Source organism: Dermabacter sp. HSID17554 (assembly GCF_003989295.1).
GTDB classification, from domain to species: Bacteria; Actinomycetota; Actinomycetes; order Actinomycetales; family Dermabacteraceae; genus Dermabacter; species Dermabacter vaginalis.
In genome coordinates, this window is sequence record NZ_RBLW01000002.1 from 412,495 (window position 1) to 435,846 (window position 23,352).

Genomic DNA, 23,352 nt, shown 5'->3' on the forward strand with positions numbered 1-23,352 from the left:
GGATGTCATGACAGTCGGGAGTGGGGAAAGCGCGTCACACTTCGCGCTCCACATCGACACGCTTGTTGCCCTTGAGTACGTTGTTCCACTCGTCCTCAAGGACAAACTCGGGTTCATGTTGGCGGTTCACGATGACCGAGGGGCCATGCACGCCGCGATGATTGGTCCCGGCATCCCTGTGCGATTCGTGTTTCACACCAGCCCGCGCCCTAAAGCGGACGAGGAGCGCGTGAAAACGTTCCTTGAACACGCGCGCTCGGGACGGCTTGACCTCCAAATCCCGGCTGTGGACGTGGACAACATGCCGATGCTGTGAGGGCATAACGATCTCCTTTCAAGAAGAAGTGCCGTAGAAAGCCACTGACTTACAGGGATCAAAAAGAGGGGTGCTTAGGCGGCGTGGTCGATTAGGGCGACCACCCGCCGAAACATTTCGGAGGGCTGCACATTGAGTGCGGCGCTCATGTTGGCGAACTCGTCGAGGTCAATTGCTCGTTCACCCTTGAGTTTTCTTGAGACCGATGACGGGGACAGGCCCGACTCCTTGGCCACGGTGTGCGGGTTGGCGCGCTCGCGGCCCATTTGTGCTCGCAGTTCGGTCGCTGCGGCTTCGCTCCATGCGGTTGCCATATGGCAATAAAACTACAACGGTGGAACTTTGTCAAATGGCAAGCGTGGGCGTGTTGCCGTATGGCACACTTATGGCATGGCAACTGGAAAGCGCTCAGTGGGCGAGTTCGGCACGCAAGTGGCCCGCATTCTCAGCGAGGCCTACCGTGAGCAGGGAGTTACACTCAAGACAATCGAAGCTCGTTCAGGGGTGAACTACTCGACCGTCTCGCGCATGCTTGCAGGGACAAAAGTTATCCCCCTTGATGAATTCGTAGCCCTTTGCCACGCTCTCAACCTGCACCCACTAGACGTGCTTGAACAGGCCGACAGTGCGCTAATCCGAGATTCGCTCGCCCTCGCCGCTCACGAAACCCCGAACACGGGCGCGGCGGTACGCGACAAGCTCGACCATGAAGCCGAAACCCCAGAAACCTTTTACGACGGAGATGACGCGGCGTGATGTGGGTCTACATCGATGATTCGGGGGACGGGGGGTTGAAATTTGAAACTGGGTCAACCTCCCACCTTGTGATGGCGGCGTGCATATTCAGGGAGCCTTTGGAGATTGCGAAGCTTGCTAGGCGCATCCATGAGTGCTCAGACAAGAACCGCCACGCCAGCGAGTTCAAGTACTCGAAGACGAAAGATCGAGTGCGGACATGCTTCTTCGAATGTACGAGTGATGTTGACTTTGCGGTGCGTGCCATCATCATTGACAAGCAAAAACTCTACAGTCCGAAGCTTCGATCCAGTCCGAGTGCGCTGAAGGCGTACGCGATCCGGCTCTTGCTCACCAATAACTTCGGTCAAGTACGCGACGCAAAGATTTTTATCGACGGCCAGGATGCTAAAGGGTTTGGGGTGCGCGACTCCGAATATTTGACACGAATGGTAAACCGAGAGTCGCCAGGCACCATCAAAGCTGTCCGCTTCGTAGATTCAAAGAAAAATGCCGCAGTCCAAATGGCCGACATGGTCGCCGGAGCGATTGGAAGGTCGGTGCGTACAGATAGGGTTAGAAACTCGACTCATCTACGCATGATTAGACCAAGGACATACCAACCTCGAGGGTCCTTCTGGGTCTTTACATAGGTCGACCCCCCTACCTAGCTTTTCGATTGAAAGCACGCGCACCATACGGAGACTATTCGGACAGGGGGGTCTCGGTGGTTCCAGTATTACACACTTGCCTGTCCGCGCAACCCCCCCGCGAGCTTTAAATGTCGCACCCTCCCGCCATCGTGGGAGGGTGAGTTTTTATAACCCTTGGGATCATCTGCACGCCGCGTTCCCTGCTGTGCGTGTTGAGTTCACGCGGCTTGAGGGGCGGTGCGGCGAAACGAACGGCCGGGACCTTATTCGGTTGGATGAGCGTCTGCTTCAGGTTGAGCGGCGTTGCACGCTCGCGCATGAGCTCGTACACCTCGAAGCGGGCGAGGGGCGGGCCTGTAGCGCCTCCCGCGAGCGCGAGGTGAACCCGCATAGCGGCGGCGCGCCTCGTACAGTTTGAGGCGCTCGTGAAGGCCTCTCGGTGGGCGCGTGACCCGATAGAGCTTGCGGAAGAGTTGTGGGTCACTCGGTCGATGCTTGAAGCGCGTTGCGAGACGCTCACCGCCTCGGAGCTGTTCGCCGTGGCGGGTGCCCGAAAATGAATAGGTCGTTTTGGGGTCTGTTCAAAGAAGGGCAACAAGAAGGGCAACAACCCGCCACTTCAATCCAAATAAAAAGAACCCCCACCGGGTGTTTGTCCTGGTGGGGGCCGCTTTTTTGTGGAGCCTCCTGCCGGAATCGAACCGGCGACCTATTCATTACGAGTGAATCGCTCTACCGACTGAGCTAAGGAGGCGTGTGCGTCGCTCACGCGCCGCGCACGAACCACAACTTTACGGGAGAAACGGCCCGGGTGCCAAACCGTGCAGGTGATGGACCGGTCACATCTCGCGCGGGGTGACGTGTGTAGCGCCCCGCACACCCGGGCTCAGTTTCTACTCACATTTCGCGCCGTCGTCCGGGACCTTGTCCTCGAGGAGGTAGGCGTCGACCATTTCCTCGATGCAGCCGCCCGAGCGGCCGTAGGCGGTGTGCCCGAAACCTTTCCAGGTGAGGAGCACGGAGTTCTCGAGTTGCGCGTTCATGGATTCGGCCCACTGGTACGGGGTTGCGGGGTCGCCCGTGGTGCCGATCACCACGATCGTGCTCGAGCCCTTGGCGTTGATCTTTGCGGGGTAGCGCACTGGTTTAGCGGGCCAGTTTGCGCAGCCGTCCTCATCGCTGCTGCCGAGGGAGGGGCCGAATGTGGGGTACTTCTTGGCGAGGCGATCGCCTTCCTTCTTGAGCCACTCCTTGTCGGTCACGCCCACGTGGTCGAGGCAGTTCACGGCGGGGTTCGCAAATGTGCTGTTGGACTTGAACGTGCCGTCGGCTTCGCGTTCGTTGGCGAGGTCGGCGAGCATGAGGAGAACGTCGGCGGAATTGTTGTTCTTGGCGCTCTCGATGCCGAGTGCGACGTATTCCCAGGTTTCGTTGCTGTAAAGGGCCGTGAGAATCGCGGTCGAGGCGAGGGCTTCGTTGAGCTTGCGGCCGCTTGCCGTGGGAATGGGGTTCTTTCCGGCGTCTTTCATGAAGTCGCGAAGCTGCTGGATGCCCTCGTCAACACTGCCCGTGAGGGGGCAACTGTCGCGCTCGGTCTGGCACCATGTCACGAAGTCCTTCACGGCGTTTTCGAAGCCCTCGGCTTGACCCGCCACGATTTCGTTCGTGGTGAGTGACGGGTCGAGAGCGCCGTCGAGGATGAGGTGCCCCGTGCGCTTGGGGTACATCTCGGCGTAGGTCGCGCCGAGGTACGTGCCGTAGGAGAAGCCGAGGTAGTCGAGCTTTTCGGAGTCGACGGCCGAACGGATCACGTCCATGTCGCGCGCCGCGGAGTACGTATCGACGTACTGGAGCCGGTCACTGGACTTCTCGCCGCAGGCCTTGGCGAGCTTGTCAGACCATTCTTTTGCCTTTTGTGCGCCTTCTTCGGTGTCGGGAAGGTCGGTCGAGAGCATCTCGTCGGTTTCAGCATCATCGAGGCACTGGATACCGTCGGAATCCTTCACGCCGCGCGGATCGAAACCGATCACGTTGTACTGTTCGAGAACGCCGGGGCTGATCTGCATGGAGCCGTAGGCGGCGACGTGTTCGGCGCCCGAGCCGCCGGGGCCACCGGGGTTGACGAGAAGCGAGCCCTTGGGTTTCTCGGCTTTCGCGGGCAGGCGGGTGAGGAGGAGCGAGAGGGTTGCCCCTTCCGGTTCGTTCCACTTGAGGGGAACGTCGACCGTGGCGCACTCCGCAGCCTTATACTCAGCGCGTTCGCATTCGCCCCATTCGGCGCGTTGATCGTAGAACTTCGCCCAGCGCTCGTCCTTGGCGGGGTCGGCACCGAGATCGTAGGCGGCGGATTCTGTGACGGGGGCGATCGTTCCAAGGGGTTCCATGCCGTCGGTTCCGAAGGCTTTGCTCGTGGTCCCCTCGAGGTCCTTGAGCGCTGCTTCGGCGTCCTTTTCGAAGGTGCTGCTGCCCGTGGCGGCGGTGCCGTTTGAGCCAGATGACGTTTGTTGGCCCGCTTGTATGAGGGCCCCGCATCCACTGAGGGAGAGCGCGGCAAGGGTGAGGGCACTAACGGCGGCGGCAGCACGCGCACGCACACTGAAGCGGGAGGGGCGGATAGGTGTCACGAAGGGACCTCGCGGATTGTTGAGAGGGCAAAATGGCTCCCCTCATTCAACCACGCGGTGCCGTGCATCACCGTCAGACTCTCCCAGTTGGCGTTTGGCCGCCGAGGTGGGTAGAGTATTTCCGCCCGCCCCGTTCGTCTAGCGGCCTAGGACACCTGCCTTTCACGCCGGCAACACGGGTTCGAATCCCGTACGGGGTACAGCAAAAACCGCCCGCCATAATGGCGGGCGGTTTTCTTTTTTGCGGTGGTGCTGTGAGGGCATACGTGCGGGGTTGGCGCAACCGTGAGGGCGCGGGCGAAGGGTCCGACGCCTGCCCGCCGCCATCGTGCGGACTTTGCGAGTGTGCTCAAGGAGCGCAGGTAGTGTTGACAAGAGTGATCCCTCCACGACGAAGCGGGGGAGATCGCCCCTTGATTCCTCCCCCCACGAGATAAGGACAGGAAGAAGAATGAGCACTTTTGATCCGAACCTTCCGAGCACGAATGAAGCCGGTGCCGTGCGTGAATCCGATGCTCACTCGCTGAGCGTTGGTGCGAACGGCCCCCTCCTTCTCCATGACGTCAACCTCGTAGAGAAGCTCGCGCGTTTTGACCGCGAGCGCATTCCCGAGCGCAGCCCTCACGCGAAGGGTTCGGGCGCGTTCGGTGAGCTCCGCGTGACCGAGGATGTCTCGAAGTACACGAAGGCGAAGCTTTTCCAGAAGGGTCAGAAGACTCCGATGCTCGCCCGCTTCTCGACCGTGGCCGGTGAGCTCGGCTCGCCCGACACGTGGCGCGACGTGCGCGGGTTCGCGCTCAAGTTCTACACGGAGGAGGGCAACTACGACATCGTTGGCAACAACACGCCGATCTTCTTCCTCCGTGACCCCATGAAGTTCCCCGACTTCATTCACTCGCAGAAGCGCCTTCCCGATTCGGGCCTGCGCGATGCGACGATGCAGTGGGATTTCTGGACCCTCTCGCCGGAGAGCGCCCACCAGGTCGCGTACCTCATGGGGCCGCGTGGTCTTCCGAAGACCTGGCGCCACATGAACGGCTACAGCTCGCACACCTACATGTGGGTGAACGAGGCTGGCGAGAAGTCGTGGGTCAAGTACCACTTCCACACTCAGCAGGGCGTGGAGTACCTCTCGAATGAGGAGGCGACGCGCATTGCGGGCGAGGATGCCGATGCTCACCGCAAGGACCTCTTCGACGCGATCAAGAACGGCGAGTTCCCGAAGTGGGATGTCTCGGTGCAGATCATGCCGTACGAGGATGCGAAGACCTACCGCTTCAACCCGTTCGACCTCACGAAGACCTGGTCGAAGAAGGACTACCCGCTCATCAAGGTGGGCGAGTTTGAGCTCAACCAGAACCCCGTGAATCACTTCGCGCAGATTGAGCAGGCGGCATTCAGCCCCTCGAACCTTGTTCCGGGCATCGGCTTCTCGCCCGACAAGATGCTGCTTGGCCGCGTGTTCTCCTACCCGGATGCGCAGCGTAACCGCCTCGGCACGAACTACAACCAGCTGCCCGTGAACCGCCCGGTGAACGACCAGAACACCTACTCGAAGGAAGGGGCGATGGAGTTCTTCCACTCGGGCGATGCTCCCGTGTACGCCCCGAACTCGTTCGGTCGTGCGTACCAGGATGAGCAGGGCCCGGTCGACAACGGCTGGGAGAGCGACGGCGACATGGTGCGCGCCGCGTACACCCTCCACGCCGAGGACGATGACTTCGGCCAGGCCGGCACCCTCGTGCGCGAGGTGTTTAGCGACGAGGAGCGCGAGGAGTTCGTGAACACCGTCGCGGGTGCCCTCGACGGCGTGATCGAGCCCGTGCTCTCGCGCGCGTTCGAGTACTGGAAGAACGTTGATCAGGAGATCGGCGAGCGCATCGAGAAGGCCGTGAAGGCAAACGCGGGCGACGCCGAGGTTCCCGGCAGCGTCCAGTAACGCATAGCGGAAACGCTCGGCCCCGTTCCTGCCACGCTCGGTGGGGGCGGGGCCGACGCTTGCCTCCACGTAGGCGTTTTGGAATTCTTGGGGCATGGACGCCATGAGCCGCGAAGACTTCGAAGCTTCGGTCGACGACGCGCTCGACTCCCTCCCTCTTGAGGTCGCGGCGCAGGTCGCCGACTCGAACACGGTAATCCTCGTAGAGGAGGAACCGGAGGGCGGCGAGGAGATACTGGGGGTGTTCGATGGCGTACCCCTCACGGAACGCGGCCACTACGACGGCCTCCTCGAGCCGGGCCGCATCGTGATTTTCCGCGGGCCACTCACGCGTATGGCCTCAAGTCGCGAGCAGCTCGAGGAGCAGATCCGCGTGACGGTGCTCCACGAGATCGGCCACCTCTTCGGCATCGAAGAGGATCGCCTCCACGAACTCGGCTGGGGCTAGACGATCAACACATCCGCGGGGGAGTCCGCGATGACCGTTTGAATGGTGTTGCCGAGGTAGCGAGGGTCGTCCGTGCCGCCGAAGCGGGCCCCGAGCACCAGGGTGTCCGCGCCCGTTTCCTCGATCTCGCTCATGATCGCGTGGGCAACCTCGTCGCCGTCGTCAATGTGCCTGGTGCGAGAATTAACGTCGCGCACGCCCGCGCGGCGGGCCGTCTGCTCCGCGAAGGAGAGCTGTTCGGCGCTCGCGTGGCGCGGATCCGATTCGACCGAGTCGCGCACGACATTGACGAGGCGCAGCGCGGTGCCGAACTGCATGGCGCGCTCGATCGCGGCTTCGAGGGCCGCTTCGCCTTTCGGAGTGGGAATGTAGGCCACGAGGATGCTCACCGTTGATCTCCTTCAGTGTTCGGTTTTCGGCTGGGGCGTTTCGCGTTCTTGCCCGCTGAGTTTCTGGATTTCCTCCATCACCCGATCCGTGATGGCGCGGCGCCTGCGGTTTTCGGGCAGCGAGCGATCGATGTCGCTGAAGTCGATGGGCGTGCCGATGCGCACCTCGAGCTTCGCGCGCCGCGGGCGGGGGAGGGTCTTGCCAGGTACGAAAAGTTTTTCGGTACCCACGAGCCCCACGGGGATGATGGGCGCGCCCGTTTTTTCTTCCAGCCACGCGATACCGGTGCGGCCGCGGCCGAGCTTGCCAGTCTTCGAGCGGGTGCCTTCGGGGTAAATCGCGAACAGGCCACCCTCCTGAAGTACCTGGCGGGCCTTCTCGAGGGAACCGTGCGCGGACTTCAGGGTGCCGCGCTCCACGGGAATCGAGCCCACCGCCTCAAAGAAGCGCTGCTTGATGCGGGCGGTGAGGCCGGTCTTGTGCCAAAAATCGGCCTTGATGATGTAGCGCACCTTGCGATTGAACACGACGGGCACGAGAAAGGAATCCACATTTGCACGGTGGTTCGCCGCAATAATCACGGGGCCGGTTTCGGGAACGTTCTCAAGTCCCGTGACCTTCGGCCGCCACCACGCTTTGATGATCGGCGCGACGAGTCTGTGGGCGGTTTTGTAAAACACCGGCCTGCTCCTTCGGCTAGCTCTCTCGCACGTGCGCATCGCACACATTTCTCAGCGTAATCGCTTGCTGGTGCAGTTCCTAATGCGGGCCCGCGTGTTTAATGGATGGGGGTCCGACGGTTGCCCGGCAGGCGTCGGAACCCTTTTCGCACGGTGCACCCCGCCACGACCGGAAGGATTTCGCTCATGCCCTCGAAAATTAACGTTGCCGTTGTGGGGCTCGGGACGTGCGCGCAAACGGTGCACCTGCCGATGCTGCAGCGCCGCCACGATCGCTTCCACCTCAGCGCCGTCGTGGATATTTCGCCGCGCAGGCTCCGCGAGGCGGCCGAAAAATGGGGCATGGACGAAAAGCGACGCTACGGGAGCGTCAAGGATCTCATGGCAGCCGTGCGCAGCAAGGACGTTGAGCTTGATGCGGTTGTCTTTAGTGCCGATGGCGTGAAGGGTGAGGACATCCTCCAGATCATCAAGCGTGGCATTCCCGTTCTCGTTGAGCCACCCGTCGCGTATGGAACGGAAGAGCTCCAGGCGATTGCTGAGTTCGAGCGGATGGCTGGCCGCCCTCTCGTGATGCTTGCCTACGGTGCGCTTTATGACTCGTCGGTGCGGCTCCTTGTGGACGAGAACCAGGCACGCGACCTGCGCAGCCTCGAGTTTGAGACGCTGATGCCGGCGAGCTCCGTGATGCACGGGAAACACCACGTGACCTCCGCGGCCTACGACCTGCCCTCGGAGCAGCGCATTGCGCGCCGCGAAAGCCTCAAAGAGGCAGTGGAGAAAGGCGCGGGACCCGGCGCGAATCAGCGCGACCGCGATATCTACGTCAAGGGCCTGCTTACGGGCCTGCTCGCTCAACTCGCGCTCTTGCGCTCGACCTACGGTCCGCTCGTGGAACTGCACGGCGTGCGGCACTGGCCCGAGCAGGTGATCCCCGGTTCGATTGAGGTGCTCGGTGCGCTCGAGAAGGGCGTGCACGTGCGTCTCGTGTGGCACTACCTGCCGTTCGCGCCGGAGTTCCACGACGCGATTCGTTTCGTCACGAATCGCCGGCAGGGGCGCGTGGAACTTCCCCATGCCGCCGATCTCGATACGCGAGGATCCTTCACGTTCACGCAGAAGTCTGACGGCGCGATTGTCACGAGCGAACGCCTTTCGGAATTTTCGCCCGCCTACGGCCTCCACGAAGCGTTCTACGCGTTTGCGGCGAAGGGGAAGGAGCCTGCGTACGGACTCACCGAGGCGCTCGAGGATCTCGAGGTGGCGAGAGCTGTTCTTGGCGAGCTCGCCCTTGTGGAGGGGCGCGATATTAACGCCGAGCCCGAGCCCGAGCCCGAGAGCGAGGGTGCGGGAGCCGAGCAGGAGAGCCGCGGCCACGGGGCTGAGGCGCGCGAGGGGAGCACCGTCGTTGCCGAGAACCCGCTCACGGAGACCCCGATCGTGAGTGCGCCCGAGCCGACCGAGGGCGAGTTCGAGGCCGTGAGCTCGAAAGGTGCCGAGGAGGGCGAGGTCGAGATCTCCGAGCAGAGCGCGCCCGTGCAGGCGGAGCGCAGCGAGGCGAAGAACGCAAGCGGGAACGAGCCCAGCGAGGCGTAGCCTTCGGTTGCGGTGCGACACGCCGAAGGGTGTGAATCACACAAGGATTTTTTGGGGACGGTGGCGCGAGCTTCCGTCCCCAAGTCGTCGTGGAAAACTTCGAAAATTCACCGTCGAACACAACTTGTCCACAACTCCATCCACCGCGCCTCGCGCCTGCGACGTGCATGGTTCGTGGATAACGCCATCGCTGTTCACTGTGCGTTCACATGAGGTCACAGCGTGTCCACACGCCATCCACATCACATTCGTGTAATTCAGTACATCTTGTGGTGTTCCTATCGATCTGCCACTAGGTGTAGTGTTGAGTCCGTTGGTTCGCGCAGCCTTGCATCGAGGTTTTGCGTCCCCCGCGAACACGAAGCACACCACGAAGTTTGAAAGGCCTCTCATGGAGATCACCGTCTACACCAAGCCCATGTGCGTCCAGTGCGACGCCACCAAGCGCGCCCTCAACAAGGCTGGTCTCGAGTACACGCTCGTGGACATCACCGAGGACGCCGCGGCTCTCTCGCACCTCAAGTCGCTCGGCTTCATGCAGGCACCCGTGGTGACCACCGCGAACGACTCCTGGTCGGGCTTCCGCCCCGACAAGATCAAGGCTCTCACCGCGCAGGCGAGCGAACTTCGCCAGGCGGCAAGCCTCTAAGCGTTTAAGGGTCGTGACCGTGCGCCATGAGCAAGCTCGTCTACTTTTCGTCCGTTTCGGAGAACACCAAGCGTTTCATCGAGAAGCTTGAGCTTCCCGAGTCAAGCGTCGCGCGAATCCCGCTGCGACGCACCGAAGAACCGCTCGTGATGGACGAAGACTTCGTGCTCATGGTGCCCACCTATGGTGGCGGCAATACCGGGGGAGCGGTCCCCAAGCAGGTCATTCACTTCCTCAACGACAAGCGCAACCGCGCACACATCAAAGGCGTGATCTCGGGAGGGAACACGAACTTTGGCGAGGCATACTGCATCGCCGGCGACATCATCGCCCGCAAATGCAACGTGCCGCACCTCTACAAGTTTGAGCTCCTTGGGACATCGAGGGATGTCACCAAAGTCAAAGAAGGGTTGGAACGGTTTTGGCAGAGCTAACCGAGATGCCGGGCTACGAGCACAACAAGGCGATGGATTATCACGCGCTCAACGCCATGTTGAACCTGTACGACGCGGACGGCAAGATCCAGTTCGACAAGGACCGCGAGGCGGCCCGCGAATACTTCCTCCAGCACGTCAACCAGAACACGGTCTTCTTCCACACGCTGCAGGAGAAGCTCGACTATCTCGTGGAGAAGGAGTACTACGAGAAGCACGTTCTCGACCAGTACAGCTTCGACTTTATCAAGTCGCTCTATAAGCGCGCGTACGCGAAGAAATTCCGCTTCCCCACCTTCCTCGGCGCGTTCAAGTACTACACGTCGTACACGCTCAAGACCTTCGACGGTAAGCGCTACCTCGAGCGTTTCGAAGATCGCGTGTGCATGGTTGCTCTGACCCTCGCCGCAGGCGATCAGGCGCTCGCGGAGCGCATCGTCGACGAGGTCCTCGATGGTCGCTTCCAGCCTGCGACGCCAACCTTCCTCAACGCCGGCAAGGCGCAGCGTGGCGAGCTCGTGTCGTGCTTCCTCCTGCGTATCGAGGACAACATGGAGTCGATCGGTCGCTCGATCAACTCCGCGCTTCAGCTTTCCAAGCGCGGTGGCGGCGTGGCCCTTTTACTCTCGAACCTCCGCGAGCACGGCGCACCCATCAAGCAGATCGAGAACCAATCTTCGGGCGTCATCCCCGTGATGAAGCTTCTCGAGGATTCGTTCAGCTACGCGAACCAGCTCGGTGCACGCCAGGGTGCCGGTGCCGTGTACCTCCACGCGCACCACCCCGATATCCTCCGCTTCCTTGACACGAAGCGCGAGAATGCCGATGAGAAGATCCGCATCAAGACCCTCTCCCTCGGCGTTGTCATCCCTGACATCACGTTCGAGCTCGCGAAGAACAACGAGCCCATGTACCTGTTCTCGCCGTACGACGTCGAGCGCGTGTACGGCAAGCCGTTTGCCGACATCAACGTGAGCGAAAAGTACCGCGAAATGGTGGACGACCATCGCATCGCGAAGAAGAAGATCCGCGCACGCGACTTCTTCCAGGTGCTCGCGGAGATCCAGTTTGAATCGGGCTACCCGTACATCATGTTCGAGGACACCGTGAACCGCGCGAACCCCATCGGCGGCGCGAAGGTGACCCACTCGAACCTGTGCTCGGAAATCCTCCAGATCTCGACCCCGTCGACGATGAACGCCGACCTCTCCTACGAGACGCTCGGCCGCGACATCTCGTGCAACCTCGGCTCGCTCAACATTGCGAAGGCCGTGGACTCGCCCGACTTCGAAAAGACGATCGAGACGGCGATCCGTGCCCTCACGGCGGTCTCGGATTCCTCCGACATCTCCTCGGTGCCGACCATCGCGAACGGGAACAAGGCCTCCCACGCGATCGGCCTCGGGCAGATGAACCTCCACGGATTCCTCGCGCGCGAGTCGATCCACTACGGAAGCGAGGAGGGCCTCGACTTCACGAACATGTACTTCTACTCGGTTGTGTACCAGTGCATTAAGGCCTCCACGAAGATCGCGCAGGAGCGCGGCGAAACCTTCCTGGGCTTCGAGGATTCGAAGTACGCGAGCGGCGAATACTTCGAGAAGTACATCAACGGCGTGTGGGAACCGAAGACCGAGCGCGTGCGTGAGATCTTCGAGAACTCGAGCATTCACCTGCCCACGCAGGAGGACTGGAAGGCCCTCGCTGCCGAGGTGAAGGAACACGGCATGTACAACGCGTACCTGCAGGCCGTTCCGCCCACCGGTTCGATCTCCTACATCAACCACTCGACGAGCTCGATCCACCCGATCGTCTCCAAGATCGAGATCCGTAAGGAAGGCAAGATCGGCCGCGTCTACTACCCGGCGCCGTACATGACGAACGACAACCTTGAGTACTACCAGGATGCGTACGAGATCGGCTACGAGAAGATCATCGACACGTACGCCGAGGCGACGAAGCACGTTGATCAGGGACTCTCGCTCACGCTGTTCTTCCCGGACACGGCGACGACCCGCGACGTGAACAAGGCGCAGATCTACGCGTGGCGTAAGGGCATCAAGACCCTCTACTACATCCGTTTGCGCCAGATGGCCCTTCAGGGCACCGAGGTCGAGGGCTGCGTGAGCTGCATGCTCTAGCAGAGGACTTCTAGGAGGCGCCCCGCTCACCGTGATGGTGGGCGGGGCGCTTTCTTGTGTGGCAATCGGGGCCGGTGGCCGTCGGATTCCAGTTGCAGCCTTTCCTGGCCCCCACCTTCTTCTCTTCCCACCTTCTTTCCTCCCTCTCTACCTTCCCTTTTTCCGCTCACCTTCTCTTGCCCCTTCGGCATCTCACGAAAGTGGTGAATAGCCGCGTCAAAGGGTCGATTTTCGACATGAGCCGGCCGTTTTTCACCACTTTGCTGCGGTGAGAGAGTGGGAGAGAGGAGGTGGGGAGTCGAGTGGGAGAGAGGAGGTGGGGAGTCGAATGGGAGCGGGGAGAGGGGCGGGGACCGACCTGGGGAGCTAGCAAAGAGGTAAGGGGATCAGGCCAGGGGAAATTTGGCCGGTGGTGTGAGCCAGGGCCCAACCTCAAAAGAGGGCCCCTGCCGCGGCAGGGGCCCTCAGCTAGTGGGCGGTTACACCTCGAAGGTGAGCGACCAGGAACCCGAGCGCGGGCGCAGCTGGTACTCGGGCCTCACGTCCGGGCCGCACGAGCGCGACCCGAGGCCGTGCTGCGCCACATCGAAAATGAGGTGCGTGCGCTCCGCTTCGCCCAGCTCATGCGGGTGGCGGGCCTTCGTGATCTGCTCGATCGAGTGCTCACGCACCTGGAAGCCAGGGCGTTCGCGGTGGGGTCCGACGGCATCCGTGCGCACGGTGAGGCCAAGACCCGACAGCTGAAGCTCGCGCAAACCGGGGCGGTAGCCAGATTCCTGCGGAACCGCGTACTCGACATTCAGATCCGAGACGGGCATCGAGAAGCGGCCGATGCGCGCCGCGCGGCACGAATCGGCGTAGTTCTCGAGGGGGCCCGAGCCGAACCACGAGGCGTCGCCGGCGCCGAGCGGCGCCGTGAATTCGAGGCCGAGGCGCCCCCACACGTACTCCCAGTTCGCGGAAGGTGCGGCGTCGGCATACAACCGAAGAGCGCGCGAGGTGCCGCCCTTCGCCTTGCCGGAGGAGTCCTCGAGGCGCCACGTGAGGTCGAGATCGACGTAAGCGCGGCCGGCGGGCGTGCTGTAGCGGTGCACGGCGCGGACCTCATGCTCGTCGAGCCACACGCCAATGACGCGGCGCTCGAGTTTATCGATGCCGATCTCACGCCACAGTGCCGCGGTGGGCGGAGCCTCGGTTCCCGAGCCGGTCGTTTCGGCCGGGTCGGCGAGGATGTATGAGCCGAAGTCACCGAGCGAATCGTTTTCGGTGGGGGCGCGGAACAGGCGGAGCTGGGGGCCAGCGAGCTCGAGGCTTCCAAGCTTCACGAGATCGCCCGTGCGCGGATCGAACTGGGCCTCGCCGAGGGCGAAGGAACCGTCGGAACCCTGCACCTGATCGGCCTGCGCACCTGTCTCGCCGCTCGCCGTTGTGCGAAGAGCAGCCGGATGCGACGGCGCCACAATCCTGGTCGTATCCTCGACCGGGACCTGCGTGAACGCTACTTCGTGGCCGGCGTCGGCCCAAGCGGTGCTCTCGCGCAGAACCGCGCGGATCGTGCGGAACTTTTCGCCCGAAAGTTCGCCCTCGTGGCCCTCGGCGAAGGGTGGCAGAGCCAACTCCCCGGCGTAGCCGTTCCAGCCGTTCGCGGAAACTTCCTCGACCGTGCACTCGCGGCGAAGCACTTCGCGGCCGTCGACCTCATCGATGACCTCAAACACGAAGTCGTCGAGATCGCCGGCATGGCGGAGGTCCTGGACGTACGCCGCGGTGATGACGACGTCCTCGACATCGTTATCGAGGGCCCGCTCGGTATCGCCCTCAATAGCGAGGTCGAACTCGAGCTTGATCGGGCTCACGATTGCGCCGAACTCGACGAGCCCCGGAGTTGCCTCACCCGAGGAAAGCACGAGGCCGTCGCATACGAACGACGAGTCGTGGACCTGCTCGCCGAAGTCGCCGCCGTAGCCGTAGAACTCGGTGCCATCCTCGGTGCGGGCGGCGATGCCGTGATCGCGCCACTCCCACACGAAGCCGCCGTGCCACTGGGGGTAGGTGTCGAAGATTTCTTCGTATTCCGTGATGCCGCCCGGGCCGTTGCCCATCGCGTGCACGTACTCGCAAAGGATCATGGGGCGTTTCGCGAGCTCCGCGTTGCGGCCCGGAATGGTGCCGCCGAACGTCCCGCGCCCTAGGGCCATTTCGTGCATCGCTTCGATCGGCGGATACATGCGCGAGACCAGATCGGTGTACTGCCCGTCGTAGTCCTGCTCGTAATGCACGGGGCGCTCCGGGTCGCGGCGGCGCAGCCAGTTCGCCATCTGCGCCATGTTCGCGCCGGTGTGGCCCTCGTTGCCGAGCGACCACGAGATGATCGACGGGTGGTTCTTGTCTCGCTCGAAGAACCGCTCGACGCGGTCAAGAAGCGCGTCCCGCCAGCGCGGATCGTTCGCGGGAACATCTCGCCGGTTTTCGCCAAGGAAGCCGTGCGCTTCATAATCGCACTCGTCCATGACCCAAAAGCCCAGCTCATCGGCAAGATCGAACAGCTCGGGATGCGGCGGGTAGTGGGAGGTACGGATCGCGTTCACGTTGTGGCGCTTCATGAGCAGCAGCCCCTCCTGGGCCTTCTCGCGATCCCACACGCGGCCAAGCTTCGGGTCGTACTCGTGCCGGTTCACGCCGCGAATGCGCAGCTTCTTGCCGTTGACGCGCCACTCGTGCCCCACGATTTCGACGCGCCTAAACCCCGTGCGGATCGTGAGCGTCTCCGCGGCGTTCGACACGGTCGCGGTGTACAGGCGCGGCACGTCCGCACTCCACGGCTCCACTTCCGGAACGGGGATGGGGCCGACGGCTGCCGGGCTCTCGAACGTTTCGGAGATCCCAAGTTCGTCGATGGCGACCGTGACGGGGAAGGCGGCCTCTTCAGCACGGATTTCCGGAATGAGCGTGCCGGGGCCGGGGGCCGAGGGGCCGTTGGTCGGGTCGAAATCGGCGCGCAGCCACGCATCCTCGATGCCGGCGGCCGGGCGGAACAGGAGCTCAACGTCGCGGTAGATTCCGGGCAGCCACCACTGGTCCTGGTCCTCGAGATACGTGTTCGAGGACCACTGATGCACGCGCACGTGCAGCACGTTGTCGCCCTCTTTGACCAAGTCGGTCACGTCGAGTTCCTGCGTGAGGCGCGAGCCGCGCACGACGCCCGCCTGTTCACCGTTGAGGCTGATGATCGCGAGGGACTCGATGCCGAGGGTGCGCAGGTACACGCGCGTGCCCTTCTCGAGCTCCTCGACCTTCTCGGCGCTCAGCGTGAAGCGGGTGCGGTAGTCGCCCGTCGGGTTGTCGTCGGGAACATTCGGGGCGTCGACGGGGAACGGGAACTGCACGTTCTGGTAGGCCGGGGCGCCATACTTCCCGAAGTCACCGTAGTCGCCGCCGCCGGTGAGAACCCAGTGCGAGGGCACGGTGATGTCGTCCCAGCTCGAGTCGTCGAAGTCCACCGTCGGAGCTGATTCTCCCGCGCCCTCGGCGCTACGGGAGTATGCGAACTTCCACGTGCCCGCGAGGCTCATGGCCTGCGCGGTCGTCGTGAGGTGGCTGCGCGGCGAGATCCGCGCGCCCGAGCCGGGGGAGTAGGAGGTGATCTCGGAAAGGGTGCTCATGGAAAACTCCTTTGTCGTGGCGGTCGAGAATCTTAGCCCTTGGTCGAGCCCATCGTGAGGCCCGAGACGAACTGACGCTGCAGCACGAAGAACAGGATCAAGATGGGCAGGGCCGCGATAATCGAGCCCGCCGAGAGCAGGTTGTAGTCGGTGAAGAACGAACCCTTGAGGTTATTCAGGGAGCTCGTGACGGGGAATTTATCGCCCTTTTGCAGCAACACCGTAGCCCAGAAGAATTCGTTGTAAATCCAGGCAGTTTGCAGTGTTGCGAGGGCAGCGAGAGGGGTGCGGCACAGCGGGATGGTGAGAGTCCAGAACTGCGACCACACCGAGGCGCCGTCGACGTCGGCCGCTTCGTAAATTTCCGCCGGGATGGCCTTCATGTAGTTCGCGAGCACGAACGTGCAAAAGCCGGTTTGGAAGGCCGTGTTCACGATGATGACGCCGAGGTGGGTGTCGAGGAGCGAACCGGAGGCCGAGAGGAACTCGGGGATCGGGATCCACATGAACATGCGGTAGATCGGCACGAGAAGCGACTGCGGGGGCAGCAGGTTCGCGGCCACGAAGAACGCGAGCATCGCGAGATTGAACTTGAACGAGAAACGGGCGAGCACGAACGCCATGCACGAGCTCAACGCGAGGGTGAACACGACCGCGAAGAACGTGATGATGAGGGAGTTGAGGAACGACTGGGTGAAGCCGCCCTGCTCCCACGCATTCACGAAATTGTCGAGCGTGAAGCCGCCGAAGCTGAAATAGCCGTGCTGGCTCGTGTACCCGTAGTCGCGGAACGAGTTGAACAGCGCCCACAGGAGCGGGAACAGCCAGGCGAGAGCAACGATCAAAAGGAAGACGTTGAGGAACGCCCTCGAGACGGTGAGGTTCTTGTTCTTCGGGGTCATGTCAGTTCTCTCCCTTGAGCATGATGCGCAACTGAATCACGATGAAGATCGAGCTCATGATGAGCATGATCGTGGCGAGCGCACTACCGAAGCCGATGCGGCTTGCCTCGCCCACGACGTTTGACGTCACGAGGGTCGAGATGAGCTCGAGGCCGTTGCGGCCCTTGTTGATGATCCACACGATGTCGAACGCGCGAAGACCCTCGATGAACGTGATGACGAGCAAGAGGATGTTCACGGGGCGCAGCACCGGGAAGATGATCTGGAAGAAGGTGCGGGTGGGGCTCGCGCCATCGAGGGCGGCTGCTTCCTTGAGGGCGGGGTCAACGCCCTTGAGGCCCGCTAAGTAGAGCAGCATGATGTAGCCAACGTGGCGCCACCCGTTGGCGATGATCGCGGCATACAGGTTGATGTTCGGGTCGCCGTACCAGTCGATCTGCGTGCCAAAAACGGCGTTGATGAAGCCCTGGTCGCGGCTGTACATGAGCTGCCAAATGAAGCCGATGAGGGCCGCCGAAAGCACGACCGGCAGATAGAGGGAGGTTTGGTAGAACTTCGTGAGCTTCAGTTCCTTATCGAGCAGCACCGCGAGGAACATCCCGAGCGGAGTGAAGATGAAGAACAGCACGAGGAGCCACACGACGTTGTGCCACAGCGCCGGCCAGAACGGCGGGTAGATCGTGAACATGTCGATGTAGTTCTGGATGCCAACGAAATGAATGTCGCCGAGGCCGCCGATGCCGTCCCAGTTGCTGAAGGACAGGATCACGGTGCATAGGGCGGGAATCCACACGAAAACGCCGACGATCACGAGCGGGATGACGCTCATCGCGATCACGGTGAATTTATCTTTACCGTGCAGCTTGGCTAGCGGTCCGATCTTTTTGGACACGACTCGCTCCTTGGATAGAGGTCGAAATAGGGGTTAGGACTCGGCAGGGAAGATGGACTTCTTCTGCTTCTCGATGTCGCGAAGGATCGAGTCGATCGAGTCGGGGTTCTTCAGGAAGTTCTGCAGCGACGGGCTGATGACCGTCGAGGCAAAATCGGGGCGCGTATCGCGGTCGAGGAACTGGGAAATCGCGCTCGCGTTGGTGATGAGCTCGACGGCTTTCTTCTGGAGCTTCGAGTAGTTGCTTTGATCCTGGTCCGTGCGCGGTGAGATCACGGAAGGATCGGCATCGAGCTTGTACTGGATGGCGTCGGCCGTCGCGAGGTACGTGAGGAGTTCCTTCGCCTTCTTTTCGTTGTGGGGCTTCGCCGCCATCATCCAGCCGTCGATCGGGGCTTCGACGACATCCGCGCCGATCGACGGATCGAACTCGGGGAAGGTGAAGAAGTCGAGGTCTTCTGGGTCGTCGCTCTCTGCCCACTGCTGGTCGATGAACATGCCCATCGTGTACATCGCGGTTTCCTCCTTGAGCATCGACTGCGCGGCTTCCTGCCACGTGCGCCCGAGAGGATCAGCCTGCTGGTAGGGGAGGAGTTCGCGCCAGGCCGCGAAGATGTTCTTGACCTCTTCGCTTTCCCACGACTCCTTGCCCGCCATGAGCGAGACGTGGAAGTCGTAGCCGTTGACGCGCAGGTCGAGCATGTCGAATGTGCCCATCGCTTCCCAGCCGTCCTTATCGCTGAACGCGATCGGAGTCATTCCCGCGGTCTTGATGTCCTCGTTGAGGGCGAGCCATTCGTCGAAGGTTTCGGGAACGCTCCAGCCGTGCTTGTCGAACACACTCGGCTTGTAGAACACGGCCCACGGGTAGTAGTTCCACGGGATGAACACGAGGCGGCCGTCATTGGCGGAGGAGGCGACCTTCATCGACTCGGGCATCCCGTCGATGTTTTCCCACACATCGCTCAGGTCGCTTACGAGGCCCCGCTCGGCGAAGAAGCGTGCGCGGTAGCCCGCGAACCACGTGAACACGTCGTCGGGGTTGCCCTGGAGATAGTTGTTGATGCTTTCCTTGAACGTTTCGTGGTCGACGGTGTTGATGTCGACCTTGCCGCCCTTCCACGAATTCAGCATGTCCAGCACGGCCTTTTTCGGGATCGCATCGCTCTGGTGGGATCCGACGGTGACCGTGTTCGGGTCGTTGTTCGCGCCGCAACCTGCAAGCAGGGCGAGCGCACTCACGCCGGCTCCCGCACCGAGGACGGCGCGACGGCTCGCGGTGGCCTCGCGGATCGCGCGAACCGACGCGGGGATCTCGTGGATCCAACTGTCGTTCATGAGGTTCTCCTTTGAATCTTGTGTTCGTGGAAGTTTTAGGTCGTTTCGCGCACCACGAGGGATGTGGGGAGCGTGAGCGATTCGATGGGCTGGGCATTGCCGAGGGCGTTGAGGAGGCGTGCCCCGCTCGCACCGACGTCGACGATGGGTTGCGCGATGGTGGTGAGCGCCGGGGTCGTTTCGGCGGCGAAGGCATGGTCGTCGAAGCCCACGACCTTGACGTCGCCAGGGATGCTTCGGCCGGCTTCGCGGAGCACGGCGAGAACGCCGAGGGCCTGGCGATCCGAGCCGCACAGAATTCCGTCGAGGTCGGGGTGTCGCGCGAGGAGCTCTCGCGTGGCCGAGGCCCCTCCGCCCGTCGAGTAGGGCGCGTGGATGACCTCGAGCGGGGCAGTGCCGAGTGCTGAGAGCTGGCCCTCGACGCGATCGTGGGCGCCCTGCGCCGTGTCGGGGCCGGCGATGATTGCGATGCGACGGGCGCCGCGCTCAACCAGGTGGCGCGCACCGAGCTCGCCGCCCTGGCGGTCATCGATCGTTACGGTCCACGTGTTCTCTCGCCCCTCAACGAGGGGGCCGAGAACGATCGTGGGAATCGCGGTGCTCATTGCTTCGAGCAGCGGATCGTCGATGTGGGGCGAGAGCACGAGCGCGCCGTCGACCCGGTTCGGGGCAAGCTGACGCAGTGTGCGTTCGCGCTCCTCGTCGGTGGTGGCGAAGAGTAGGTTGAGGGCAATGTCGGTGCCCACGAGTGCGGAGTTGATGCCCTGGAGCATCCGCCCGAAGGTGGGGTCCTCGAACAACTCGCCGTAGGGCTCGGTGAGGATCGCCGCGTAGACGTTGCTTTTGCCCGAGGCGAGGGAGCGTGCGTGGGCGTTGGCGCGGTAGCCGGTTTCGGCGATCGCTTTTTCAACCTTGGCGCGGGCTTCGGGGGAGGAGATCTGTCCGTTGAGTACGCGTGAGACGGTGCTGCGGGAGACGCCCGCGGCGCGAGCGACATCGTTGATCGTGGCCACGTGTGTCCTCCTCCTCGCTGAGTTTCGCGCCCCCATGCGTTGCGGAGTTTTGCGCGCCTCGCGACTTCGTAGCCGCGTGACGCACACCCGTTGGGAGCGCTCCCAGTCACTGTAACGTGTGCCACCAGAAGGATGTCAAATTGCACCACTCAGCGGGCTAGACAGCGCGTTTTACGCGCTTGCGGTGTAAGCGGGGGTGATGGTCACGCTTCCGGGAAGTGGACCACCGTTTGGACCTGTAGCTGCTGGCCTTCGAGTTGCTTCCTCCGCTCGTACTCCTTTGCCTGGCCATCGAGCGCGAGGGCGATGATCACGATGATGCCAATAACCGCGAGGATTGACCCCACGATGCCGCCGACGCGCTGGAGAAAGTACGTCGTCTCGCTCGGCTCGTTCGCCTCCCGGTCCCGGTAGCGCCACGAGTAAAAGGTGCGCCACAGATGCTGCGGCGAAATCGCGTACCACAGCGCGAAAACGAGGCACAGCGCAAGTACGATCACTGCCAAGAACATCATGATTGAGCTCCCATCTGCTTGTATCCCTCACCGTTCGTGACCGCGTTCGTGACCATCGCCCACACGACTGCGAGCGGGATACCCACCACGCCCATGAGCGCCGCGACGATTCCCACGATCCGCATCCGCATAAAGACGGCGCTGCTCGGTTCAGCACCGCGTCGGTGCCAATAGACCCGGCCGTTGAGTGCTCGCCACAGGCCGCGTGGTGCAATCGCCGCCCACAGGCACACGAGAATGTAGGCGGCGAAGAAAATGAACGCGAGGACCATGGACGGCAGCGACACGAGACCCACCCCTACCCCGTGGCCTGAAGGTAATAGCCAAACATGGCGATCGCCCCCATGACGATGATGGCGCCGCCCACCCTCATGATTGCCAGGCCTGCCGGGCTGGGCTCGTTCGCCTCGCGATCCTTATAGGCCCACGCCATGGTGATCTCCCACGTTTGGAAGGGGAAAACAGCCATCGCTGCGCCGTAGAGGATGAACAGGACAAACACGAGCGAAACGAACGGCATGAGGGATCCTGACTACTGCGGGCGTGATCTACAGCTCACCCTAAAACGCCCCGCTGAGAGCAAGTCACGCGCCCCTCATCCAGTCGTCGGTTCGGCTCGCTAGGATGGGCGAGAATGCCGCGTGGGCAAGCGTCGGAACCCCCGAGCTTACGCTGGCAGGGATGGGGCGGCCGGCTAAGCCGGCCTGGAGTCCGACGCCTGCTGAGAACCATCGTTGCGAAAGGATGAGCGTGAACACCGACCACATCAAGCACAGCGTGCAGGCCATCAACTGGAACCGCATCCAAGATCCCAAAGACCAGGAAGTGTGGGATCGCCTCACAGGCAACTTCTGGCTTCCCGAAAAGGTGCCGCTCTCGAACGACATCCAGAGCTGGTCGAAGCTGAACGAGCAGGAGCAGGAACTCGTGATGCGCGTGTTCACCGGGCTCACGCTGCTCGATACGGTGCAGGGAACCGTCGGCGCTATTTCGTTGATCCCCGACGCTGTGACCCCCCACGAAGAAGCCGTGTACACCAACATCGCGTTCATGGAATCCGTGCACGCAAAGAGCTACTCGCAGATCTTCTCGACGCTCTCCAACACCAAGCAGATCGACGAGGCCTTCCGCTGGAGCGAGCACAACGAGGCCCTCCAGAAGAAGGCGAAGATCGTTCTCGAGTACTACACCGGCGACGACCCCGAAAAGCGCAAGGTCGCCTCGACCCTCCTCGAGAGCTTCCTGTTCTACTCGGGCTTCTACCTGCCGATGTACTACTCGAGCCGCGGCGAACTCACGAACACCGCCGACATCATTCGCCTCATCATTCGCGACGAGGCTGTTCACGGCTACTACATCGGCTACAAGTACCAGCAGGCCGTTCAGAAGCAGTCGCCCGAGCGCCAGGCGGAGCTCAAGGACTACACGATGAGCCTGCTCATGGACCTCTACGACAACGAAGAGGAATACACCGAAGACCTCTACGACCCGGTCGGCTGGACCGAGGACGTCAAGATGTTCCTTCGCTACAACGCCAACAAGGCCCTCATGAACCTTGGCTACGAGGCGCTGTTCCCGCAGGAGGCGACCGAGGTGAACCCCGCCATCCTCGCCTCGCTCTCCCCGAACGCTGACGAGAACCACGACTTCTTCTCCGGCTCCGGTTCGAGCTACGTCATGGGCAAGGCCGTCGAGACTGAGGACGACGACTGGGACTTCTGATTCGAATAGTTCTTCGCGACTGTTAAAAGAGTGGGCGGCACGTGTGTGGACGTGCCGCCCACTCTTTGTGAGGCGCCGCCGTGGCGAGAGGCGCAGTTGTGGTGCTCCAGCAAAGGTGTACTGCGTGTTCGGTAAAGAGGTGTGAAATTTCAGATGACGTGCAGTTTTGCGGATGTGTCTCCCAGGTAGGATTGATGATGGTTGACGACTTTTCAACCGCCCGGGCACTGTTCGCTAACCCAGGTTCGCTAACACCGCCCGGGACACTTGTGGACCTGGTTCACTTCAACAGAAAGTAGTCACTCCATGTCTCTTATTTGGGGAATCATTTCGTGGATTATCATCGGCGGCCTCATTGGCCTCCTCGCCCGTGCAGTCATGCCGGGCAAGCAGTCGATGGGTATGGGGATGACCATCATCCTCGGTGTCATCGGCGCCATCGTCGGTGGCCTCATCGGTGGTCTCTTCGGCGACGGTGGCTGGAGCTCGCTCCTTGACAACCCGTGGTCGCTGTGGACGATCCTCCTTTCGGTGATCGGCGCTCTCGTGGTCATGTTCGTTTACGGACTGCTCACGAAGTCCGACAACTGATCGTGACGAATCAATAGAGACGCGCCTCGAGCGCAAGTGCCCGCCCCACAACAAGGGGGCGGGCACTTTTTATGTCGGGGTCGATGCCTTCCGGTGGTGGCCGTGCTCTTCC

Annotated in this window: 24 protein-coding genes and 2 tRNA genes; 13 read left to right on the plus strand and 13 right to left on the minus strand. The window is 62.2% G+C overall.

What is annotated here, in order from left to right:
• The first annotated feature begins 7 nt into the window (after nucleotides 1-7).
• Nucleotides 8-316 carry a hypothetical protein gene (locus tag D8M36_RS04930; RefSeq protein ID WP_126847170.1) on the plus strand — a complete coding sequence of 103 codons (309 nt, stop codon included), beginning with the start codon at nucleotides 8-10 and terminating at the stop codon, nucleotides 314-316.
• A 74-nt stretch (nucleotides 317-390) separates the two neighbouring features.
• Here D8M36_RS04930 and D8M36_RS04935 read toward each other — a convergent pair whose 3' ends face one another.
• The gene (locus D8M36_RS04935; RefSeq protein WP_126847171.1) at nucleotides 391-630 is read right to left on the minus strand and encodes a helix-turn-helix domain-containing protein; all 240 of its coding nucleotides are present in this window, start codon (nucleotides 628-630) and stop codon (nucleotides 391-393) included.
• Nucleotides 631-706: 76 nt separating this feature from the next.
• Here D8M36_RS04935 and D8M36_RS04940 point away from each other — a divergent pair, with 76 nt between their 5' ends.
• The 3 genes from D8M36_RS04940 (at nucleotide 707) to D8M36_RS10475 (ending at nucleotide 2,122) form a co-directional block, all read left to right on the plus strand.
• The gene (locus tag D8M36_RS04940) at nucleotides 707-1,072 is read left to right on the plus strand and encodes a helix-turn-helix domain-containing protein (protein ID WP_126847173.1); all 366 of its coding nucleotides are present in this window, start codon (nucleotides 707-709) and stop codon (nucleotides 1,070-1,072) included.
• A complete protein-coding gene (locus D8M36_RS10470) occupies nucleotides 1,072-1,704 on the plus strand; it encodes a DUF3800 domain-containing protein (protein ID WP_126847175.1) in 633 nt (210 codons plus the stop codon). Before D8M36_RS04940 ends, D8M36_RS10470 begins: the two co-directional genes overlap by 1 nt.
• A 205-nt stretch (nucleotides 1,705-1,909) precedes the next feature.
• A complete protein-coding gene (locus tag D8M36_RS10475; RefSeq protein WP_446717764.1) occupies nucleotides 1,910-2,122 on the plus strand; it encodes an ImmA/IrrE family metallo-endopeptidase in 213 nt (70 codons plus the stop codon).
• Nucleotides 2,123-2,382: 260 nt separating this feature from the next.
• Here D8M36_RS10475 and D8M36_RS04955 read toward each other — a convergent pair.
• Both D8M36_RS04955 and D8M36_RS04960 read right to left on the minus strand, forming a co-directional pair.
• Nucleotides 2,383-2,458, minus strand: a tRNA-Thr gene (locus tag D8M36_RS04955).
• 139 nt (nucleotides 2,459-2,597) lie between these two features.
• Nucleotides 2,598-4,328 carry an alpha/beta hydrolase gene (locus tag D8M36_RS04960; RefSeq protein ID WP_126847177.1) on the minus strand — a complete coding sequence of 577 codons (1,731 nt, stop codon included), beginning with the start codon at nucleotides 4,326-4,328 and terminating at the stop codon, nucleotides 2,598-2,600.
• A 127-nt stretch (nucleotides 4,329-4,455) separates the two neighbouring features.
• Between D8M36_RS04960 and D8M36_RS04965 the strand changes: the two genes are divergently transcribed.
• The 3 genes from D8M36_RS04965 to D8M36_RS04975 all read left to right on the plus strand — a co-directional run bounded on the left by D8M36_RS04965 (nucleotide 4,456) and on the right by D8M36_RS04975 (nucleotide 6,715).
• A tRNA-Glu gene (locus tag D8M36_RS04965) sits at nucleotides 4,456-4,528 on the plus strand.
• A 251-nt stretch (nucleotides 4,529-4,779) separates the two neighbouring features.
• Nucleotides 4,780-6,267 (plus strand): catalase, encoded by a 1,488-nt coding sequence (locus tag D8M36_RS04970; protein ID WP_126847179.1) that lies wholly within the window; start codon nucleotides 4,780-4,782, stop codon nucleotides 6,265-6,267.
• Nucleotides 6,268-6,361: 94 nt separating this feature from the next.
• Complete coding sequence (locus D8M36_RS04975; RefSeq protein ID WP_126847181.1) at nucleotides 6,362-6,715, plus strand: metallopeptidase family protein; 354 nt, start codon at nucleotides 6,362-6,364, stop codon at nucleotides 6,713-6,715.
• On the opposite strand, the gene D8M36_RS04980 is transcribed toward D8M36_RS04975, so the two are convergent.
• Together D8M36_RS04980 and D8M36_RS04985 are read right to left on the minus strand one after the other, a co-directional pair.
• Nucleotides 6,712-7,104, minus strand: a complete 393-nt coding sequence (locus D8M36_RS04980) for a universal stress protein (protein WP_126847183.1) — start codon at nucleotides 7,102-7,104, stop codon at nucleotides 6,712-6,714. The two genes, D8M36_RS04975 and D8M36_RS04980, sit on opposite strands and share 4 nt — an antisense overlap.
• Nucleotides 7,105-7,116: 12 nt before the next feature.
• The gene (locus D8M36_RS04985; RefSeq protein ID WP_126847185.1) at nucleotides 7,117-7,785 is read right to left on the minus strand and encodes a lysophospholipid acyltransferase family protein; all 669 of its coding nucleotides are present in this window, start codon (nucleotides 7,783-7,785) and stop codon (nucleotides 7,117-7,119) included.
• Between the two features lie 186 nt (nucleotides 7,786-7,971).
• Here D8M36_RS04985 and D8M36_RS04990 point away from each other — a divergent pair, with 186 nt between their 5' ends.
• The 4 genes from D8M36_RS04990 (at nucleotide 7,972) to nrdE (ending at nucleotide 12,605) form a co-directional block, all read left to right on the plus strand.
• Entirely contained in the window at nucleotides 7,972-9,381 is a 1,410-nt protein-coding gene (locus D8M36_RS04990) for a Gfo/Idh/MocA family protein (RefSeq protein WP_161970207.1), read from the plus strand.
• 391 nt (nucleotides 9,382-9,772) lie between these two features.
• Nucleotides 9,773-10,030 carry a glutaredoxin-like protein NrdH gene (nrdH, locus tag D8M36_RS04995; protein WP_126847188.1) on the plus strand — a complete coding sequence of 86 codons (258 nt, stop codon included), beginning with the start codon at nucleotides 9,773-9,775 and terminating at the stop codon, nucleotides 10,028-10,030.
• A gap of 26 nt (nucleotides 10,031-10,056) precedes the next feature.
• Entirely contained in the window at nucleotides 10,057-10,464 is a 408-nt protein-coding gene (nrdI, locus tag D8M36_RS05000) for a class Ib ribonucleoside-diphosphate reductase assembly flavoprotein NrdI (RefSeq protein ID WP_126847190.1), read from the plus strand.
• A 5-nt stretch (nucleotides 10,465-10,469) separates the two neighbouring features.
• A complete protein-coding gene (nrdE, locus tag D8M36_RS05005) occupies nucleotides 10,470-12,605 on the plus strand; it encodes a class 1b ribonucleoside-diphosphate reductase subunit alpha (protein ID WP_126847411.1) in 2,136 nt (711 codons plus the stop codon).
• A 479-nt stretch (nucleotides 12,606-13,084) separates the two neighbouring features.
• On the opposite strand, the gene D8M36_RS05010 is transcribed toward nrdE, so the two are convergent.
• The 8 genes from D8M36_RS05010 to D8M36_RS05045 all read right to left on the minus strand — a co-directional run bounded on the left by D8M36_RS05010 (nucleotide 13,085) and on the right by D8M36_RS05045 (nucleotide 21,447).
• Nucleotides 13,085-16,267 carry a glycoside hydrolase family 2 TIM barrel-domain containing protein gene (locus D8M36_RS05010; RefSeq protein ID WP_126847192.1) on the minus strand — a complete coding sequence of 1,061 codons (3,183 nt, stop codon included), beginning with the start codon at nucleotides 16,265-16,267 and terminating at the stop codon, nucleotides 13,085-13,087.
• Between the two features lie 32 nt (nucleotides 16,268-16,299).
• Nucleotides 16,300-17,169 (minus strand): carbohydrate ABC transporter permease, encoded by an 870-nt coding sequence (locus tag D8M36_RS05015; RefSeq protein ID WP_126847194.1) that lies wholly within the window; start codon nucleotides 17,167-17,169, stop codon nucleotides 16,300-16,302.
• 1 nt (nucleotide 17,170) lies between these two features.
• Nucleotides 17,171-18,061: a carbohydrate ABC transporter permease gene (locus D8M36_RS05020; RefSeq protein WP_238638386.1), complete on the minus strand. Its 891-nt coding sequence runs from the start codon at nucleotides 18,059-18,061 to the stop codon at nucleotides 17,171-17,173.
• A 33-nt stretch (nucleotides 18,062-18,094) separates the two neighbouring features.
• Nucleotides 18,095-19,399 (minus strand): ABC transporter substrate-binding protein, encoded by a 1,305-nt coding sequence (locus tag D8M36_RS05025; protein ID WP_126847196.1) that lies wholly within the window; start codon nucleotides 19,397-19,399, stop codon nucleotides 18,095-18,097.
• A gap of 35 nt (nucleotides 19,400-19,434) precedes the next feature.
• Complete coding sequence (locus tag D8M36_RS05030; RefSeq protein WP_161970208.1) at nucleotides 19,435-20,412, minus strand: LacI family DNA-binding transcriptional regulator; 978 nt, start codon at nucleotides 20,410-20,412, stop codon at nucleotides 19,435-19,437.
• A gap of 203 nt (nucleotides 20,413-20,615) precedes the next feature.
• The gene (locus tag D8M36_RS05035) at nucleotides 20,616-20,927 is read right to left on the minus strand and encodes a DUF6199 family natural product biosynthesis protein (RefSeq protein ID WP_126847200.1); all 312 of its coding nucleotides are present in this window, start codon (nucleotides 20,925-20,927) and stop codon (nucleotides 20,616-20,618) included.
• Nucleotides 20,924-21,214: a hypothetical protein gene (locus D8M36_RS05040; protein ID WP_126847202.1), complete on the minus strand. Its 291-nt coding sequence runs from the start codon at nucleotides 21,212-21,214 to the stop codon at nucleotides 20,924-20,926. The genes D8M36_RS05035 and D8M36_RS05040 overlap by 4 nt, the downstream gene beginning before the upstream one ends.
• Before the next feature lie 11 nt (nucleotides 21,215-21,225).
• Entirely contained in the window at nucleotides 21,226-21,447 is a 222-nt protein-coding gene (locus D8M36_RS05045; protein ID WP_126847204.1) for a DUF6199 family natural product biosynthesis protein, read from the minus strand.
• 224 nt (nucleotides 21,448-21,671) lie between these two features.
• On the opposite strand from D8M36_RS05045, the gene nrdF reads away from it, so the two are divergent.
• Both nrdF and D8M36_RS05055 read left to right on the plus strand, forming a co-directional pair.
• Nucleotides 21,672-22,649, plus strand: a complete 978-nt coding sequence (nrdF, locus tag D8M36_RS05050) for a class 1b ribonucleoside-diphosphate reductase subunit beta (RefSeq protein ID WP_126847206.1) — start codon at nucleotides 21,672-21,674, stop codon at nucleotides 22,647-22,649.
• 306 nt (nucleotides 22,650-22,955) lie between these two features.
• Nucleotides 22,956-23,240, plus strand: a complete 285-nt coding sequence (locus tag D8M36_RS05055) for a GlsB/YeaQ/YmgE family stress response membrane protein (protein WP_126847208.1) — start codon at nucleotides 22,956-22,958, stop codon at nucleotides 23,238-23,240.
• Nucleotides 23,241-23,352 lie beyond the last annotated feature (112 nt).

Coding starts and splice junctions, on each gene's coding strand:
- D8M36_RS04930 (WP_126847170.1), top strand. CDS start 8: ATGACAGTCGGGAGTGGGGAAAGCGCGTCACACTTCGCGCTCCACATC.
- D8M36_RS04935 (WP_126847171.1), bottom strand. CDS start 630: ATGGCAACCGCATGGAGCGAAGCCGCAGCGACCGAACTGCGAGCACAA.
- D8M36_RS04940 (WP_126847173.1), top strand. CDS start 707: ATGGCAACTGGAAAGCGCTCAGTGGGCGAGTTCGGCACGCAAGTGGCC.
- D8M36_RS10470 (WP_126847175.1), top strand. CDS start 1,072: ATGTGGGTCTACATCGATGATTCGGGGGACGGGGGGTTGAAATTTGAA.
- D8M36_RS04970 (WP_126847179.1), top strand. CDS start 4,780: ATGAGCACTTTTGATCCGAACCTTCCGAGCACGAATGAAGCCGGTGCC.
- D8M36_RS04975 (WP_126847181.1), top strand. CDS start 6,362: ATGGACGCCATGAGCCGCGAAGACTTCGAAGCTTCGGTCGACGACGCG.
- D8M36_RS04990 (WP_161970207.1), top strand. CDS start 7,972: ATGCCCTCGAAAATTAACGTTGCCGTTGTGGGGCTCGGGACGTGCGCG.
- nrdH (WP_126847188.1), top strand. CDS start 9,773: ATGGAGATCACCGTCTACACCAAGCCCATGTGCGTCCAGTGCGACGCC.
- nrdI (WP_126847190.1), top strand. CDS start 10,057: ATGAGCAAGCTCGTCTACTTTTCGTCCGTTTCGGAGAACACCAAGCGT.
- nrdE (WP_126847411.1), top strand. CDS start 10,470: ATGCCGGGCTACGAGCACAACAAGGCGATGGATTATCACGCGCTCAAC.
- D8M36_RS05010 (WP_126847192.1), bottom strand. CDS start 16,267: ATGAGCACCCTTTCCGAGATCACCTCCTACTCCCCCGGCTCGGGCGCG.
- D8M36_RS05015 (WP_126847194.1), bottom strand. CDS start 17,169: ATGACCCCGAAGAACAAGAACCTCACCGTCTCGAGGGCGTTCCTCAAC.
- D8M36_RS05025 (WP_126847196.1), bottom strand. CDS start 19,399: ATGAACGACAGTTGGATCCACGAGATCCCCGCGTCGGTTCGCGCGATC.
- D8M36_RS05035 (WP_126847200.1), bottom strand. CDS start 20,927: ATGATGTTCTTGGCAGTGATCGTACTTGCGCTGTGCCTCGTTTTCGCG.
- D8M36_RS05045 (WP_126847204.1), bottom strand. CDS start 21,447: ATGCCGTTCGTTTCGCTCGTGTTTGTCCTGTTCATCCTCTACGGCGCA.
- nrdF (WP_126847206.1), top strand. CDS start 21,672: ATGAGCGTGAACACCGACCACATCAAGCACAGCGTGCAGGCCATCAAC.
- D8M36_RS05055 (WP_126847208.1), top strand. CDS start 22,956: ATGTCTCTTATTTGGGGAATCATTTCGTGGATTATCATCGGCGGCCTC.